Origin of the sequence: Dyella sp. S184 (assembly GCF_009766065.1) — a bacterium.
Classification (GTDB): Bacteria; Pseudomonadota; Gammaproteobacteria; order Xanthomonadales; family Rhodanobacteraceae; genus Rhodanobacter.
Map to the genome: position 1 here is coordinate 191,374 of NZ_LMUE01000017.1, position 15,163 is coordinate 206,536.

Annotated in this window: 19 protein-coding genes; 7 read left to right on the forward strand and 12 right to left on the reverse strand. The window is 63.7% G+C overall.

All coding sequences use genetic code 11. The features are described 5' to 3' along the window. Positions 1–54 precede the first annotated feature (54 nt). A complete protein-coding gene (locus GSQ75_RS18645; protein ID WP_158756378.1) occupies positions 55–798 on the reverse strand; it encodes a molecular chaperone in 744 nt (247 codons plus the stop codon). Between the two features lie 95 nt (positions 799–893). Beyond that, positions 894–1,466 carry a fimbrial protein gene (locus GSQ75_RS18650; protein ID WP_158756379.1) on the reverse strand — a complete coding sequence of 191 codons (573 nt, stop codon included), beginning with the start codon at positions 1,464–1,466 and terminating at the stop codon, positions 894–896. Between the two features lie 419 nt (positions 1,467–1,885). Between GSQ75_RS18650 and GSQ75_RS18655 the strand changes: the two genes are divergently transcribed. Genes GSQ75_RS18655 through GSQ75_RS18680 form a run of 6 tightly spaced genes read left to right on the forward strand, consistent with a single transcriptional unit; the run spans position 1,886 to position 6,428 of the window. Continuing rightward, on the forward strand, positions 1,886–2,503 hold the full coding sequence (locus GSQ75_RS18655; protein WP_158756380.1) for a hypothetical protein: 618 nt from the start codon (positions 1,886–1,888) through the stop codon (positions 2,501–2,503). Between the two features lie 33 nt (positions 2,504–2,536). Then, the gene (locus GSQ75_RS18660; protein WP_158756381.1) at positions 2,537–2,734 is read left to right on the forward strand and encodes a helix-turn-helix transcriptional regulator; all 198 of its coding nucleotides are present in this window, start codon (positions 2,537–2,539) and stop codon (positions 2,732–2,734) included. A gap of 5 nt (positions 2,735–2,739) precedes the next feature. After that, positions 2,740–4,311, forward strand: a complete 1,572-nt coding sequence (locus GSQ75_RS18665) for an alpha/beta hydrolase (RefSeq protein ID WP_158756382.1) — start codon at positions 2,740–2,742, stop codon at positions 4,309–4,311. Next, positions 4,308–4,499, forward strand: a complete 192-nt coding sequence (locus tag GSQ75_RS18670) for a hypothetical protein (protein WP_158756383.1) — start codon at positions 4,308–4,310, stop codon at positions 4,497–4,499. The genes GSQ75_RS18665 and GSQ75_RS18670 overlap by 4 nt, the downstream gene beginning before the upstream one ends. Then, complete coding sequence (locus GSQ75_RS18675) at positions 4,492–5,226, forward strand: ATP-binding cassette domain-containing protein (RefSeq protein WP_158756384.1); 735 nt, start codon at positions 4,492–4,494, stop codon at positions 5,224–5,226. The genes GSQ75_RS18670 and GSQ75_RS18675 overlap by 8 nt, the downstream gene beginning before the upstream one ends. Next, a complete protein-coding gene (locus GSQ75_RS18680; RefSeq protein ID WP_158756385.1) occupies positions 5,223–6,428 on the forward strand; it encodes an ABC transporter permease in 1,206 nt (401 codons plus the stop codon). Before GSQ75_RS18675 ends, GSQ75_RS18680 begins: the two co-directional genes overlap by 4 nt. 22 nt (positions 6,429–6,450) lie before the next feature. Here the strand turns inward: GSQ75_RS18680 and GSQ75_RS18685 are convergent, their stop codons facing one another. The 10 genes from GSQ75_RS18685 to GSQ75_RS18730 all read right to left on the reverse strand — a co-directional run bounded on the left by GSQ75_RS18685 (position 6,451) and on the right by GSQ75_RS18730 (position 14,020). Continuing rightward, on the reverse strand, positions 6,451–6,780 hold the full coding sequence (locus GSQ75_RS18685) for an EF-hand domain-containing protein (protein WP_158756386.1): 330 nt from the start codon (positions 6,778–6,780) through the stop codon (positions 6,451–6,453). After that, positions 6,780–7,373 (reverse strand): GTP cyclohydrolase I FolE, encoded by a 594-nt coding sequence (gene folE, locus GSQ75_RS18690; RefSeq protein ID WP_158756387.1) that lies wholly within the window; start codon positions 7,371–7,373, stop codon positions 6,780–6,782. The genes GSQ75_RS18685 and folE overlap by 1 nt, the downstream gene beginning before the upstream one ends. 99 nt (positions 7,374–7,472) lie before the next feature. After that, positions 7,473–8,327 (reverse strand): hypothetical protein, encoded by an 855-nt coding sequence (locus GSQ75_RS18695; RefSeq protein WP_158756388.1) that lies wholly within the window; start codon positions 8,325–8,327, stop codon positions 7,473–7,475. A 115-nt stretch (positions 8,328–8,442) separates the two neighbouring features. After that, the gene (locus GSQ75_RS18700) at positions 8,443–9,021 is read right to left on the reverse strand and encodes an FUSC family protein (protein ID WP_158756389.1); all 579 of its coding nucleotides are present in this window, start codon (positions 9,019–9,021) and stop codon (positions 8,443–8,445) included. Further along, complete coding sequence (gene rmuC, locus GSQ75_RS18705) at positions 9,018–10,475, reverse strand: DNA recombination protein RmuC (protein WP_158756390.1); 1,458 nt, start codon at positions 10,473–10,475, stop codon at positions 9,018–9,020. Before rmuC ends, GSQ75_RS18700 begins: the two co-directional genes overlap by 4 nt. 66 nt (positions 10,476–10,541) lie before the next feature. Further along, positions 10,542–11,732, reverse strand: coding sequence for a class I SAM-dependent rRNA methyltransferase (locus tag GSQ75_RS18710; protein WP_158756391.1), 1,191 nt, complete (start codon positions 11,730–11,732; stop codon positions 10,542–10,544). 38 nt (positions 11,733–11,770) lie between these two features. Beyond that, positions 11,771–12,106, reverse strand: coding sequence for a VOC family protein (locus GSQ75_RS18715; RefSeq protein ID WP_158756392.1), 336 nt, complete (start codon positions 12,104–12,106; stop codon positions 11,771–11,773). A gap of 41 nt (positions 12,107–12,147) precedes the next feature. Continuing rightward, positions 12,148–12,585, reverse strand: a complete 438-nt coding sequence (locus GSQ75_RS18720) for a hypothetical protein (RefSeq protein ID WP_158756393.1) — start codon at positions 12,583–12,585, stop codon at positions 12,148–12,150. 53 nt (positions 12,586–12,638) lie between these two features. Next, positions 12,639–13,583, reverse strand: coding sequence for a serine/threonine protein kinase (locus GSQ75_RS18725; protein WP_254058656.1), 945 nt, complete (start codon positions 13,581–13,583; stop codon positions 12,639–12,641). Next, positions 13,580–14,020 (reverse strand): hotdog fold thioesterase, encoded by a 441-nt coding sequence (locus GSQ75_RS18730; protein WP_158756395.1) that lies wholly within the window; start codon positions 14,018–14,020, stop codon positions 13,580–13,582. Before GSQ75_RS18730 ends, GSQ75_RS18725 begins: the two co-directional genes overlap by 4 nt. A 62-nt stretch (positions 14,021–14,082) precedes the next feature. On the opposite strand from GSQ75_RS18730, the gene GSQ75_RS18735 reads away from it, so the two are divergent. Then, positions 14,083–15,156 carry a 2Fe-2S iron-sulfur cluster-binding protein gene (locus GSQ75_RS18735; RefSeq protein ID WP_158756396.1) on the forward strand — a complete coding sequence of 358 codons (1,074 nt, stop codon included), beginning with the start codon at positions 14,083–14,085 and terminating at the stop codon, positions 15,154–15,156. The last annotated feature ends 7 nt before the right edge of the window (positions 15,157–15,163 follow it).

Here is a 15,163-nt window from a genome sequence, read left to right on the forward strand (position 1 = left end):
GACACGCAGCATGCCTGCGCGGGTGGGCCGCCTGGCGTGCTGCGTGTATCTGATTCACGGCGCCACAGTGCCCTTGTAGGAGTCAACCGCACCGTAGTCATTGGCGATGTCATACGCGACCGGCGTGCCTGTTGCTGGCGCTTGAGCCAAACCCTTTACCGACAAGCGCAGCATGCCAAACGGATCAACCATGCCTAGGTCGCCGGTGTACTGCTTGCCGCCGATGTTCAGCGACAAACGAATGATTGTGACGTGGTACGCCGTGGGATTGTGTATTTCCAGCGCATAGCCCTGGCCATCGGCGACGGCCTTCCAGGTCAGTTGGGCGGGTGCCTTTAGCGGATCGCCCGGCAGGTTAGCCGGACGATAGAAAAACTTGAGTCGCGAACGGATCGCGAGTTGCACCAGATTCTTGCCGGCGGCTTCCTCAGCGGTAGGCTTGGGCGGTATTTCCAGCACGTTAAGCCAGAACAGCGATTCGCGGTCAGCCGGTACATGCGGCGACGTCGCGATGATGCGCAGGCTCTGATCCTTGTGCGGCTCCATACGAAACAATGGCGGGGTGATCAGGAAAGGTGTATTCACCTTGTCCGGTGTGGAATGGATGTCGCCACTGTCGATCCACGCCTCGACCAAGGCCGGCACGGTATTGTCGTTGGTCAGTCGCAGCGTCACTTCACCGTCGGTCGCCGGAAAAATCACGCGGGTACCGCCGATGATGACGTTGGCGTGCGCACCGGCTGCAAATAGACAAAATGCAACCAAGCCCGCGCGAATGGCGCAGAGTGGATTTTTCATCGAAGTTGTCCGGTAAAGATTGCGGTTACGCCCCGGGGGTCGGCTACAACATTGGCGGCCGGGAGGACCGGCCGCCAATGTGTGCTATTGCTGGCTTACTGGTAAATCATCGAGTACTGCACAGTGGTTGATACCGTACCGGCACCCGGTGCAGCTGCTGCCGTGGCGTAGTACTGCGCGAAGTAGTTCAGCGTGGCACCCTTGGTTGCGCCAGAGGTGGTCAGCGTATACACGCTGGAGTTCTGGGTGGCCGCGGGGTTGTTGAGCGCGATGACACTTCCGGCGGCTTGGCTGCCACCGCTGCCGTTCAACAGCTGAACTTCCACATTGGTGGCGGAGCCGGCATTTTTCAGGTTGCCATCCGTGGAGTCAGTGGCACCATTTTCAAAGTAGGTGGTCGCACTGGTCTGGCTCGTGGCGCAGCCGCTAACCACGATGTTGAAACCAGTCGAGCCGGCGACACTGCCTACACCAGAAAACGCGGTGTTGGAGACCGTCGGCAACACGACGGCGACGTTGTTCGGGCTGCCGGTGCCGACCTTGCAGGTGACGGCGTTGATTGCACCGGTAATGGTGATGGTGCCGTCGGTCGCGCGAGCGGCCTGCGGAGCGAATGCTGCGATGCCGAAACCGGCGATCAGGGCAGCGGAGAGGAGAGTCTTGTTCATGCGTATTTCCTTTCAATGGTATTGGTTTGGCTAAGTGGTTCGACGCGCTTCTGAATTGCACTACTGCATTACCCCGACTGCAGCCTTGCGCGCGGCTGGGTCTGCCCAACCATCAGCAAGCTGTGTGCCAAGTCCTGTTTGAAAACGGTTTCCGAGCCGCTTGACCGCCCTCGGGGAGGGTTTTGCCCGTTTGCAGGCTATACAGTCACATCCCCTGTGGTCCGTCCCTGACAAATTATGGCATCGAAAAGTGCGGCCTGCGTCACCTTTTAACCAACTATTCACGTGATTTCCACGCATAGCTCGCAGTTATGCCAAGCGGTGATGGCATAAATGTAAAGCTCGCTTGACACAGATGACTGCGCTCCGTACGCTGTGGCTGTCAAGGTCGCTTGACATTCACATCCGGAGCCGTCCGCTTGGACAATACCCGTTCAATCCATAAGCGCTATCAGCGCGAGTTCTGGCCCGCGATGCTGGCCTATGTCGCGATCATGTTCCTGCTGTGGCCATTGCTGCCGCGGGTGCACAGTGAGCTGTTGAAGATTGCGCTGGCGCTGTTGCCGGTGCTGCCGGTGCTGTTTGTAGTGCGCGCGATGGTGCGGCTCGTGCTGGGCAGCGACGAGCTGGAGCAGCGCATTCACCTGATCGGCCTGGCGATAGCGGCCACCGTGGTGAGTACGCTGAGTCTGGTCGGCGGTTTTCTCGCCGCGGCCGGCGTGATCAGGCTCGATGGCGCGATCCTGCTCTGGGTGTGGCCGACCCTGGTGCTGGTGTATGCCGCCGGGCGTGGCTGGGCCAGTCGCCGCTACGGCGGCGGTTCCGATGTGGTGTGTAACAACGGGATTGCCTTGTATTGGCAACTGTTGCTGGTGGCGCTGGTGATTGCCGCGATCGCCGGGCTTGGACGCGATCAGATGAGTGGTGCCCAGCTGGCCATGCTGTGTGGCATGAGCTCGGTGCTGGTGGCGTGGGCGCTGGTGCTGGCGATCCTGCGTCGGCGCAAGCGGCAACGCGGCGAGCACGAGGCGCTGTGATGTCGGGATGGCATTCGATATCGGCGGTTGCCGATGAATAACCACGTACGCGAACTGCGCGGCGAGCAGGGCTGGTCGCAGGCGGATCTGGCCGAGCGGCTGGAGGTATCGCGGCAGACCATCAACGCGATCGAGACAGGCAAGTACGATCCCAGTTTGCCCTTGGCATTCAAGATCGCGGCGTTGTTTGGCCGTCCGATCGAATCGATTTTTGTACCGGGTGAGGAGTGATAGGCATGGCATTGAAGGGACGTACGGCAATGCGCATCGGTGCGGTGGTCGTGGGGCTGGGGGCGCTGGCCTGGCACCAGTTCCATCATCCGCAGCAGGTCGCGACAGAAACGGCAGCAACTCCGGTTGTCGCCATCGGCGCGGTGACGCCGGCCAAACCGCAGACGTGGACGCTCGGCACGGTGACGTTGACTGCGTGTCAGCTCGGCCAGCCGAACAGCGGGCTCAGCACGGCAGCATGGTGCGCCGACTTCCCCGTGCCGGAGAACCGCGACGATCCGCACAGCCGCACGATCAAGCTGAAGCTGGCGCTGCTGCGTTCCAGTGCGCAGGTGGCGAGCAAGGACATGCTGGTGTTTCTCGCCGGCGGCCCGGGCCAGGCCGCCACCGATTCGGCCGGTGCAATCGCCACGATGCTGGAACCCTTGCGCGCGCATCGCGATGTGCTGCTGCTCGACCAGCGTGGCACCGGTGGTTCCAATGCGCTTACCTGCAAAGATTCCGATGATGCGACTACACCAGATGACGACGACAGTTTCGATGCCGACAAGATGCGCGCAGCGGCCGCCGATTGCCTGAAGCAGCTGGCCAGCCGTGCCGACCCGCGCTTCTACACCACCACAGTCGCGGCACAGGACCTGGAGGATGTGCGCAAGGCGCTCGGTTCGCCGCAGTTCGACCTGATCGGCGTGTCGTATGGCACACGGATGGCGCAGCAATACCTGATGCGTTATCCGGATGCGGTGCGCAGCGTGATCCTGGACAGCGTGGTACCGAATTCGCTGGCACTGGGCGAGGACTTTGCACGCAACCTGGACGATGCGCTTAAAGCACAGTTCGCGCGCTGCACCGCCGAGCCTGCATGCAGGAAACAGTTCGGCGACCCGGACCAGACCCTGTATCAGTTGCGTGATGCGCTGCGTGCCAACCCGCATCAGGTCAGTTTCCGCGATCCGCAGAGCTACCAGACCGTCAAGCGGGTGTTGGACGAGAACTCGTTGGCCAGCGTGGTACGGATGTTTGCCTATACGCCGGCGACGGCGGCGCTGTTGCCGCTGTCGATCGACGCGGCCGCACATGGCGATGTCGGCCCGCTGCTGGGCCAGGCGAAGATCCTGTCCGGTGATCTGTCCGAGCTGCTGGGCAGCGGCATGCAGTACTCCGTGATCTGCAGCGAGGACGCCGACCTGCTCATGCCGCGCCCGCAGGATGCCAATACCATCCTCGGCACACACATGATCGATGCATTCAAGGCGGTCTGCTCGGTGTGGCCCAAGGGCTCGCGCCCGGCGGATTTCCATCAGCCACTGAAGACCGACAAGCCGATGCTGCTGCTGGCTGGCCAGTACGACCCCGTGACGCCACCGCGCTATGCCGATGAAGTGGCCAAGGGCTTGTCGAACGCACGCGTGCTGGTGCTCAAGGGACAGGGCCATAGCGTGATGTCGGCCGGCTGCACGCCTGAATTGGTCAAGCATTTTGTCGAGAAACTCGATCCGAAGACGCTGGATGCCAGCTGTCTGGATCGGCTGCAACCCACGCCGATCTTCATCGACTTCAACGGAGCAACGCCATGAAATATCACTTCGCGAAAAGTCCGTACGTTCTGGCCAACGCCATGTTGTGGGCTGCTGCCATCATCGCTGCCGCGATGCTCGGCGCGCCGAAATTCCTTTTCCTGGTACTGCTTCCGCTGCTGGCCACGCTGTCCGTGGTGACCTTCGGCCTGCGCGCTGCTTCAAACGGAGTGATTTGTCGTGATTGAAGTCAGAAACCTGCATAAAGCATTTGGCGCAGTGAAGGCCGTCGATGGCGTCAGCTTTACTGCGCGCGATGGCGAGATCACCGGCCTGCTTGGTCCCAACGGCGCGGGCAAGACCACCACGCTACGCATGCTGTACACGCTGATGACGCCGGATCGCGGCCAAGTGCTGGTGGATGGTATCGACGCGGCAGTCGATCCGCTCCGCGTGCGCCGCGAGCTCGGCGTGCTGCCGGATGCGCGCGGACTCTACAAGCGACTTACCGCGCGTGAGAACATCGAATACTTCGGTCGCCTGCATGGTCTGCCGGAGGATCTGCTGGCCAGTCGTCGTGATGCGTTGATCAAGGCGCTGGAGATGGGCGATATCGCCGATCGCCGCACCGAGGGCTTTTCGCAAGGCCAACGCGTGAAGACCGCGATCGCACGTGCCCTTGTGCACGACCCGCGCAACGTGATCCTTGACGAGCCGACCAATGGCCTCGACGTGATGGCCACGCGAGCATTGCGCCAGTTCATGGCGCGACTGAAAGGCGAGGGCCGCTGCGTGCTGTTTTCCAGCCACATCATGCAGGAGGTCGCTGCGCTGTGTGACCGCATCGTGGTGATCGCGCATGGTCGCGTGGTGGCTGACGAGTCACCGGATGCGCTGCGTGCGCAGACCGGCGAGAACAACCTGGAGGATGCGTTCGTGAAGATCATCGGCACCGACGAGGGTCTGGCCGCATGAATAATGTCACGGGAAAAAATCAGCGTAGCCGCGCCTTCCTCACCGTGTTCCTGAAGGAGGTGAAGGAAAACCTGCGTGACCGCCGCACCCTGATCAGTGCCTTCCTCACCGGCCCGCTGCTGGGGCCGCTGCTGTTCGTGATGCTGATCAACTTCACTCTCAACCGCGAACTGGACAAGGCGGAGAAGCCACTGCCGGTGCCAGTGATCGGCGCCGAATACGCACCGAACCTGCTCGACGCGCTGAGAGCCGGCGGCGTGGTGCCGGGTGCGGCGGTGGCCGATCCGGAGCGGGCCGTGCGCAAGCAGGACGCCGACGTGGTGCTGCGCATTGCATCCGACTACGGCAAAGCCTGGCGCAAGGGCGAGCCGGTGCAGGTGGAGTTGTTTTACGACTCCTCGCAGCGCGATGCGAACACATCGGTGGAGCGGGTGAGCACGCTGGTCGAGAACTACGCGCGGCAGCAGGGCGCGATGCGGCTGGTCGCACGCGGGATGTCGCCGAGCACGGCGTGGCCATTGCAGGTCGCCCGGCGCGACCAGGCCACGCCGCAGTCACGCGCGGTGCTGATGTTCGCGATGCTGCCGTACTTCTTCGTGATAACCGTTTTCATGGGTGGCATGTACCTGGCGATCGACCTCACCGCCGGCGAGCGCGAGCGGCAATCGCTGGAGCCGCTGTTCGCCAATCCGGTGGCGCGCTGGAAGATCCTGTGCGGCAAGCTGGCAGCGATCTGCGCATTCTCCACCGCCAGCCTGTTGATGACCCTGCTGGCATTCGCGGTGGTGGGGCAGTTCATCCCTGCCGAGAAGATCGGCATGGAGCTGGATCTTGGCGTGCACTTCGCGGCCTACGTGCTGCTGCTGATGCTGCCATTGGTGCTGCTGCTGGCCGCGTTGCAATCGATGGTGGCGGCGTTCGCGAAGAGTTACCGCGAGGCGCAGACCTACATCTCGCTGCTGATGCTGGTCCCACTGATTCCGAGTGCACTGCTGTCGTTCATGCCGATCAAGGCGCAGGCATGGATGTACGCGGTGCCGCTGCTGGGGCAGAACCTCGGCATCATGCAGTTGCTGCGTGGCGATGGTGTCAGCGTGGAACAGCTCGGTCTGTGCCTGGCCGGCAGCTTTGCGGCGGCGCTGCTCGCGCTGCTGGCCACGGTCCAGTTGTATCGCTCGGAGCGGCTGGCGATTTCAGCCTGAGGCCACCAGCAGGGGCGGAGCCTCAGCCCTGCGGTGGCGCGGTCAGTTCCTGCGCGTTGAGGTAGCCGTGGTGGTGGCGGTCAAGCTTGTGGAACTGACGGCGCAAGTTGTCCTGGTATTCCTTCAGCGTGATCGGTTTGCCGCGGCCACCCGGTAGCTCACTGGTCTCCAGGATGCCGTCGTGGTTGGTATCCATGCGGTAGAAACCCTGGCTCATGTACGCCACGTATTCGGCTTCGCTTACCTTGCCATCGCCGTTGGTGTCGAACTGCTTGAGATAGTCCGCGCGCGAGTCCTGTGCAAATGCGGCCAGCGGCATGAGCAGTGCCATGGCGATGACCAGGCGGCGCATCAGCGGCTGCCGCCGTGGATGCCGATGAACTGCAGGAACTCCGCGCGGGTGCGCGCGTCGTCGCGAAAGGTCCCGAGCATCTGGCTGGTCACCATCGACACGCCGCGCTTGTGCACGCCACGGGTGGTCATGCATTCGTGGCTGGCATCGATCACCACCGCCACGCCGGCCGGCTGCAGGGTTTCCTGGATGCACTGGGCGATTTGCGCGGTGAGCTTTTCCTGCACCTGGAAGCGGCGTGCGAAGCCCTCGACCACACGGGCCAGCTTGCTGATGCCGACGACGCGGTTGGTCGGCAGATAGCCCACATGAGCGCGGCCGATGATCGGCGCCATGTGATGCTCGCAATGGCTCTCGAACTCGATGTCGCGCAACACCACCATCTCGTCGTAACCGTTCACCTCCTTGAAGGTGCGGCGCAGGTAGTCGCCCGGGTCGCTTTCGTAGCCGGAGAACCAGTCGCGGTAAGCCTTGACCACGCGCTTGGGTGTATCGAGCAGGCCCTCACGCGCCGGGTCCTCGCCGGCCCAGCGCAGCAGGATGCGCACCGCCTCTTCGGCCTGTTCGCGGGTGACGTCGTGCTGGTCGCTCATGGAGATTCCTTCGGTTCTGCGGATTCCCTCCAGTTTAGCGAATGCGTCAAGGGATGCCCTGTTCCGTGTGGAGGAGGGCACCCGGATCGGGCGCCGGACTCAGGGATCGGGCACGAAATGGTCGGGGAACGGCTCCGGCATGCCCGGGCGCGGCGCCGGTACCACACCACGGGCGAGCAGGTGGTCCCAGGTGTCGTAGTACAGCGCGATCACTTCGTCCGGCGTACTCGACGCACGCTCGAAATCGACATAATGGATCGAGGACTCCTCGCGCTGGCCGTGGCCGGTGCCGAGCGGGCCTTCACTCTGGGCCTTGGCCATCGCTGCCGGGTTCATGGAAGCCTGGGTTGACGGTGCAGCCATGGCCGGAGCGGGATTCACGGCAGAACGGGACGTCGATTCCATGATCGGCGCCGGAGCGGGTGGCGCTGGAGCGGGCATCGGTGCATAGGTTTCCCGCGAAGCCGCATCGGCCACGGGTGCGGGCATCGCCGGCTGAGCGTAGGCGCGCTGACGACGGAACACCGCCACACCGATCACGCCGACATTGTCGGGACGCCCGGTGCGCACCGCATAACTCTGCGCGAAATCCGCGAACACGAAGTCGGCGACCTGCGCCATGCTCTTGCGCCAGCCGAGTACATCGGTGTTGGTATAAGGGTCCAGTACGTAGCCGGTCTGCGACCAGTCGGCGCTATCGCCAGAGATCGCGTTGATCGCGTCGACCGAAAGGACCGCCATCACATCGTTGCCGGAACGGTTGCGCAGGCTGATCTGGTAGCGATGCCCAGGCTCACCGGCGATGTAGTAGCGGCCATCGTGCCGGTAGACCGGCAGCGCGCGCTGGCTGTCGCGGTCGTACACGCTCAGATCGACCAGCCGACCCACCGCAGCGGCGGCCGCGGCATGGGCCAGACTCGCCGCGAAGGCGAGCGCGAGCAACAGGGTTTTCATGGGGCGACTCCGGCATGCATCGCGGATCGATGCATGGGATGTAACGCTGCGCCGTTGCCGATGGGGTTAACCCGTGATCAGATTTCGGTGGCGTCTGTCGAGGAAATGCTACGGCCTATGATGACGAGCGGCCGGCGAAGAGACGCCGATCCAGCATGTCGAACGCGAGCGTCACCAGCAGGGCTGCCGCAGCGCCGAGGGTGACCTCGCCCCAACGGAACAGGGCGAACTGCCAGAATGCACCGCTGTGCGGCACCAGCATGATGATCGTGGTGGTAGTGCCACTGATGCGGCCGGCGGCACCCAGATTGAAGGCCGAGCACAACATCATGCCGACGATCACCGCCAGCACGTAGGCCAGGTAATGATCATGGCCGAGCATCGCGGCGCCCATGCCGATCAGGCCGCCGATCATCGCGCCGACGAACTGGTCGCGAGAGGAACTGCGCACCTCCGCATAGCTGCTCTGGCTCACCGCGATCGCGGTGATTGCGGCCCAGAAGCCTTGCCCCAGGCCCAATTCGAGGGCGATGAAGTAGCTGATGCTCGCGGCCAGCACGGCACGCAGCGCATGGACCAGGCCGACAATCAGGCGGTCGCGTGGTGGCAACGCCTGCCGCAGCCGCGCCAGTTCATCCGTCAGCAGATCGAGCCGGCGATGGTGTTCGACCAACGGTCGGCGTGGTTCGCTCATGTTTCCTCGTCAGCTTCGCTATCGGTGCCACTGCTATCGCCGTCGATCAATTCACTGCCGAGCAGCTCGGTGGTATCTTCGCTGGACAGGGACTCCACGCTGCGCAGCTTTTTCTCGATCGTGCGGGTCTTCTTGCCGGCATCGCTGATGCTCTTGCTCACCGTGTTGAGCTGGCGTTCGGCCTTTTCCAGCACGAGTCCGAATTTTCCGAATTCGTTCTTCACCGCGCCGAGCAATTTCCACACTTCGCTGCTGCGCTTGGCAATCGCCAAGGTGCGGAAGCCCATCTGCAGGCTGTTGAGCAGGGCGCTCAGCGTGGTCGGGCCGGCCACGGTGACGCGGTGGTCGCGCTGCAGGCTTTCGAACAGGCCGGGCCTGCGCAGTACCTCGGCATACAGCCCTTCGGTCGGCAGAAACAGCACGGCGAAATCCGTGGTGTGTGGCGGCGCCACATACTTGGACCGGATGCGCTTGGCTTCTTCGCGCACGCGGACTTCCAGTCCGCGACCTGCTGCCGCTGCCGCGTCGGGATCCGCCGCGTCCTGGGCTTCCAGCAGGCGCTGATAGTCCTCCACCGGGAACTTCGAGTCGATCGGCAGATAGACGTTCTCGCCATCGCCCTGGCCCGGCATACGGATCGCGTACTCGACCCGTTCGTTGCTGCCAGGCACGGTGATGACGTTGGAGGCGTATTGCTCGGCAGTCAGCAGGTCCTCCAGCAATGCGCCAAGCTGCGCTTCGCCGAAAATGCCGCGTTGCTTCACATTGTTGAGTACGCGCTTCAAGTCGCCCACGCCGACCGCGAGGTTCTGCATTTCGCCGAGACCACGCTGCACGGCCTCCAATCGCTCGGAGACCAGCTGGAACGATTGGCCCAGCCGTGTCTCCAGCGTGCTCTGCAATTTCTCGTCGACGGTGGCGCGCATCTGTTCGAGCTTGGCCGCGTTGTCCTGCTGGATCGCGCCGAGCTTGGTTTCCAGCGTGGCGCGTACTTCGCCCATGCGCTTCTCGTTGTCGGCAGTGAGCGCGGCGAGGCGTTGCTGTTGTTGTTCGCCGAAGCGATTGAGCGAAAGCGTGACTTCCTCGCGACTCTTGCGTGCGTCTTCGGCGAGACGCTGCGCCAGTGATTGCAGGCCGTTGTCGGTGCGTTCGGTGAGCAGGTTCAGACGCTGACCGAAACCGTCAATGCGTTCGATCTGTTGCTGTGACATGCCGCTGAGTTGTTCAACGACGTGACCACGAAAGCGGTCGAAGCCCTGCTGCAGCTCCTCGCGGCCGCTGCGCTGCTCTTCGCGCAACGCGCGCTGCAGTCGTTCACCATCGTCTTTCAGCGCGTCCAGCCGCGGGGCGAGTCCTGCATCGCCGCGCCCGCGCATTAGTACGATCACCTGCAGCACGATGACCAGCAGCACGGCGACGATGAGAACGATCAGCAGCATTTCAGTGGCAGGCATAAGGGAATCCAGTGATGCAGGTTGCGAGTTTACGCAAGGCTGTCTCGCCCGCTGCGATCAGGCCGATCAATCCACGCGGCAGAATACGGCTTTCAGATAACGCCCCTCGGGTACATCGGTACGGAACGGATGGTCGGTACCGGCACCGCGCACTTCCAGCACCTGGATCTCGCGGCCGGCATTCAGTGCCACGCGGCGCAGCATTTCCAGAAATTCGCTTTCGCCGACCAAGCCGGTGCACGAGCAGGTCAGCAGCAGACCGCCCGGCGGGATGATGTCCAGCGCCATGCGGTTCATCGCGAAGTATTTCTTCAGCGCATCCATCACCTTGCTGCGATCACGTGTGAGCTTGGCCGGATCGAGGACCACCGCGTCGTAATGCTCGCCGCGCGCGACCGCGGCGCGTACCCAGTCGAAGATGTCGGATTGCTCGAAGCTTACGGCGACGTTGTTCGCCGCGGCGTTGGCGCGGGCGACCTCAAGTATGCCCGCATCCAGATCCACGCCGACCGCTTCGCGCGCGCCGGCCGCCATCGCATGCACCGCGAATCCACCGGCGTTGCAGCACAAGTCGAGTACGCGCCGACCCTTGGCCAGTTCGGCGAAGCGCTTGCGGTTGTCGCGCTGGTCGGCGAAGAAGCCGGTCTTGTGGCCGGAGCCGGGCGTGGCGTGGAAGCGCAGGCCGTGCTCATGCACTTCGACGGCCTCCGGAGCATCCGGACTGCGGACGTCGAACGATTCCTGCTTTTGCACGTGCGATTCGGCGAACCAATACAGCCGCGCGTCGGGGAAGTGGTGCAGCAACGCGGCATGGATGGCCTCGCGGAACTTCCACATGCCAGCGGCGAAGTATTCGATGACGAGGATATCGGCGTAGCGATCGACGATCAGTCCGGACAGGTCATCGCCTTCGCTGTGCACCACGCGCCAGGCGTCACTGACGCTGTCGAGTTTTAACCACTCGCGCCGCAGCTCCACCGCGCGAGCGATGCGTGCGGCAATCCAGTCCGCGTCGATCACCTGATCCGGATGACTGTCGAGCAGGCGCAAGGCAATCCGCGCATGACCGTTCCAGAAAGCGCGGCCGACGAAACGGCCCTTCGCGTCCTGCACCTCGACCACGCTGCCTGGCGGCAGCTTGGATTCCGGCTTGTAGATCTGCGCCGACCACACCCACGGGTGGCCGGGGTTGCGATCGGATTTCAGGCGAATGACAGGCAGGGTCGGTGCCGGCGAAAGCTGGTCAGGAGAGTTCATCCGCGCATGATAGCGTGCGCGCCCCATTGAACAGGCTCTCAATCGGCCTGCATCACCGCCAGTTCATTGCCGTGCGGATCGAGAAACTGGAAGCGGCGACCACCGGGAAACGCGAAGATCGGCCTCACGATGCGGGCACCGGCTGCAGTGACCGCGGCCAGCGCGGCCTCCAGATCGTCCACCGCTATCACCGGCAGCGGCGCGCGGGTGGCTTCGGCCGGGTTGCCCTGCAGACCGATATCGACGTCGCCGGTCATGGTGCAGGCGTAGGTCGGGCCGAAATCGGTTAGCTCCCAGCCGAACGCCTGGGTGTAAAAGGCTCTGGCCGCGACGATATCGCTGGCCGGCAGTTCGATGTAATTGGGACGCGCCATGGTCGGCTCCGTTGTGTGGTCGATTGAAGTAGGTGAATGGCTCAGCGCAGCCTGAGTACCAGCCATGACAGCAGGGCCAGCAGGTTAATGCCCAGTCGCGATACGCCTGGGCCGGCCAAGGCCAGCACAAAGCCTTGGCTGCCGAAATGCCAGTCGATGCCGAGCCGCGGTGCGGCCTGCAGCGTGGCGAACACATTCACGAAGGCACCACAGTGCAGCGCATAGCTGAAGATCGGCAACGCGATCAGTGGCAATTGCAGCAGCTGTGCCCAACTGGACATGTGCACGCCACGATCGCTGCCGTCGAGCAACTGCACGCCGGCAGCCAGCACAAACCCGTACAGCGCCAGGCTGATCAGCGCGATCACGCTTTCGTGGGCCGAACCGAACGGCAACAACCGATGCAACGCCGCCGCCACGCCATACAGGCCACCGGCAATTTCGAGGATGCCGATCAGGCGGAACAGGATGGTGCGCATGCAGAACTCCATAGGGGAAATGATGAGAATTGTAAGGGTGACTACCGTGGGAGCTATTCAAGCTCGTCGGCGAGCTCATGCAGGTCGGCGATGTGCTGCTCCCACCAGCGCGACTCGGCGGCAAATGGGAACGCGGCCGGAAACGCTGGGTCATGCCAGCGCGCGGCGATCCAGCCGGCGTAGTGCAGCTGACGCATCGCGCGCAGGGCGGGGACCAGCATCAACTCGCTGTCGTCGAAATCGCGGAATTGCCGATAACCCTCGAGCACGGCATTCATCGCGCGTTCGTCGCTGGCGAGCATCCACAGGTCCTGCACTGCCGGGCCGGCGCGCGCGTCGTCGAGATCGACGAAGTGCGGGCCCTCGTCAGTCCACAGCACGTTGCCGGGATGGCAGTCGCCGTGCAGGCGCAGTTGCCGCACTGGGCCGACCGCTTCAAGACGCGAGGCAATCGAGGCATCGAGGCGCATCGCTGCCGCGCGGTAGTTCGTCTGCAGCGATGCTGGCAGCAAGGACGACGCGAGCACTGCCAGCATCGGTTGCCGCACCATGGTGTCGCGATCGAGCTTGCCGCGATGAACGAACGGCTGGCGCGCACCAACCACATGCATGCGCGCGATCAGCCGGCCCAGCCATTGCAGTTGATCGAGCGCTTCCAGTTCCGGCGCACGGCCACCGCGGCGTGGGGTCAGTGCATAGCGAAAGCCGTCGTGCAGCAGCATGGTGTGGCCACCGAACACGAGCGGTGCGACCACCGGCAACTCGGCCATTGCCAGTTCCTGCGCAAACGTGTGTTCCTCGATGATCGCCGCATCGCTCCAGCGGGCGGGACGGTAGAACTTCGCAATCACTGGTGTCGTATCTTCCAGCCCCACCTGCCACACCCGGTTTTCGTAACTGTTCAGTGCGAGCAGCCGACCGTCCGGCCAAAGGCCGCAGGCGCTAACCGCATCCAGTACCAGGTCGGGGCTGAGGCTGGCGTACGGCGTGTCGTTCAACGCGGGCCCACGACGCGTGCCGGCACCACCGCCATGGTGATGCGTGAGATGCACACCAGCGCGCCTTCCTCGCTTTCGATGCGGATTTCCCATACCTGGGTGGTGCGACCGATATGCATCGCCTTCGCGGTGCCGGTGACGGTGCCGCTGCGCACGCCGCGGATATGGTTGGCGTTGATGTCGAGGCCGACCGCGAGTTCCTTCTCAGGATCGAGCGTGAGCATCGCCGCGCTGCTGCCTAGCGTTTCGGCCAGCACCACCGAGGCGCCGCCATGCAGCAGGCCGTACGGCTGGTGAGTGCGGTGGTCGACCGGCATGGTGCCCTGAAGCCAGTCGTCGCCGATCGCCGTGATGCGGATGCCCAGCGTCTCCATCATCGTATTCGTGCTCCAGGCGTTGATCCGCGCCAGGTCGGTGGGCTGTTTCCAGAGGCTCATCGTTGATTCCTGTGTGTCGAGCCCGCATTGTTGTCCGCTCTCATCGCCACGACAATGCATGCGTGTTTAATGTCACTCTCAAAACCTCCGAGCGTCAGTTTTCGGTAGCTGCCGGTGAAACCGTGCTGGAAGCGGCACAGCGGGCAGGCGTGGCGTTGCCGTATTCCTGTCGGGCCGGCGTCTGCGGCAGTTGCAAGGCGACCTTGCTGCAAGGGCATTGCGAGTACCCGCGCAATCCGCCGCTGGCGCTGAGTGCCAGCGCGCTGGCACATCATGCGGTGCTGTTGTGCCAGGCGGTGCCGACCAGCGATCTGCTGCTGGAGGCGCGCGAAGTGACCTCGGTCGAGGACATCGCGCGGCGCCAGCTCGGCATGGTGGTGACCGAGAAATGGCCGCTGACACCGGATGTGATCGGCCTGCGCCTGCTGCCGGCGCACGGCGAGCGCCGGCTCAACCGCTTGCCGGGCCAGTATGTGGATGTGTTACTGGAGGACGGCAAGCGACGCCCGTTCTCGATCGCCAATGGCCCGCAGGTGGACGGCATGATCGAGCTGCATGTGCGGCACGTGGCGGGCGGTGGCTTCACCTCGTGGGTCAACGATGCCCTGAAAGTGGGTGACCACCTGCGCATCGAGGGTCCGCTGGGTACCTTCGTGCCACGCGAGGATTCGGAGCGGCCGATGCTGTTCATGGCCGGCGGCACCGGTTTCGCGCCGGTCAAGGCGATCATCGAGCACTTCATCGCGCTGGGTACGCGCCGGCCGATGCAGGTGTACTGGGGCGCGCGCACAGCGGCGGACCTGTACTTGCTCCCGCTGGCCGAGCACTGGGCGCGCGAGGTACCAAACCTGCAGTTCCACGCCGTGGTGTCGGATCCGGAACAGGCGGCGGGTTTGCGCACGGGGCTGGTACACGAGGCGGTGTTGCAGGATCAGCCCGACCTGTCCGGCCACGATCTGTACATGAGCGGGCCACCGGCGATGATCGATGCAGCTCACCCGCTGTTCCTCGATGCCGGCCTGCCGGAAGAGCGGCTTTATTACGACTCGTTCGATTACGCGCCGGACGTGCTGGCGCAGATCATTGCCGCCCGCGCGGGGATCCATGACAGCGGAGCAGTGAGAGAAAAGGAGTGAGGAGTGA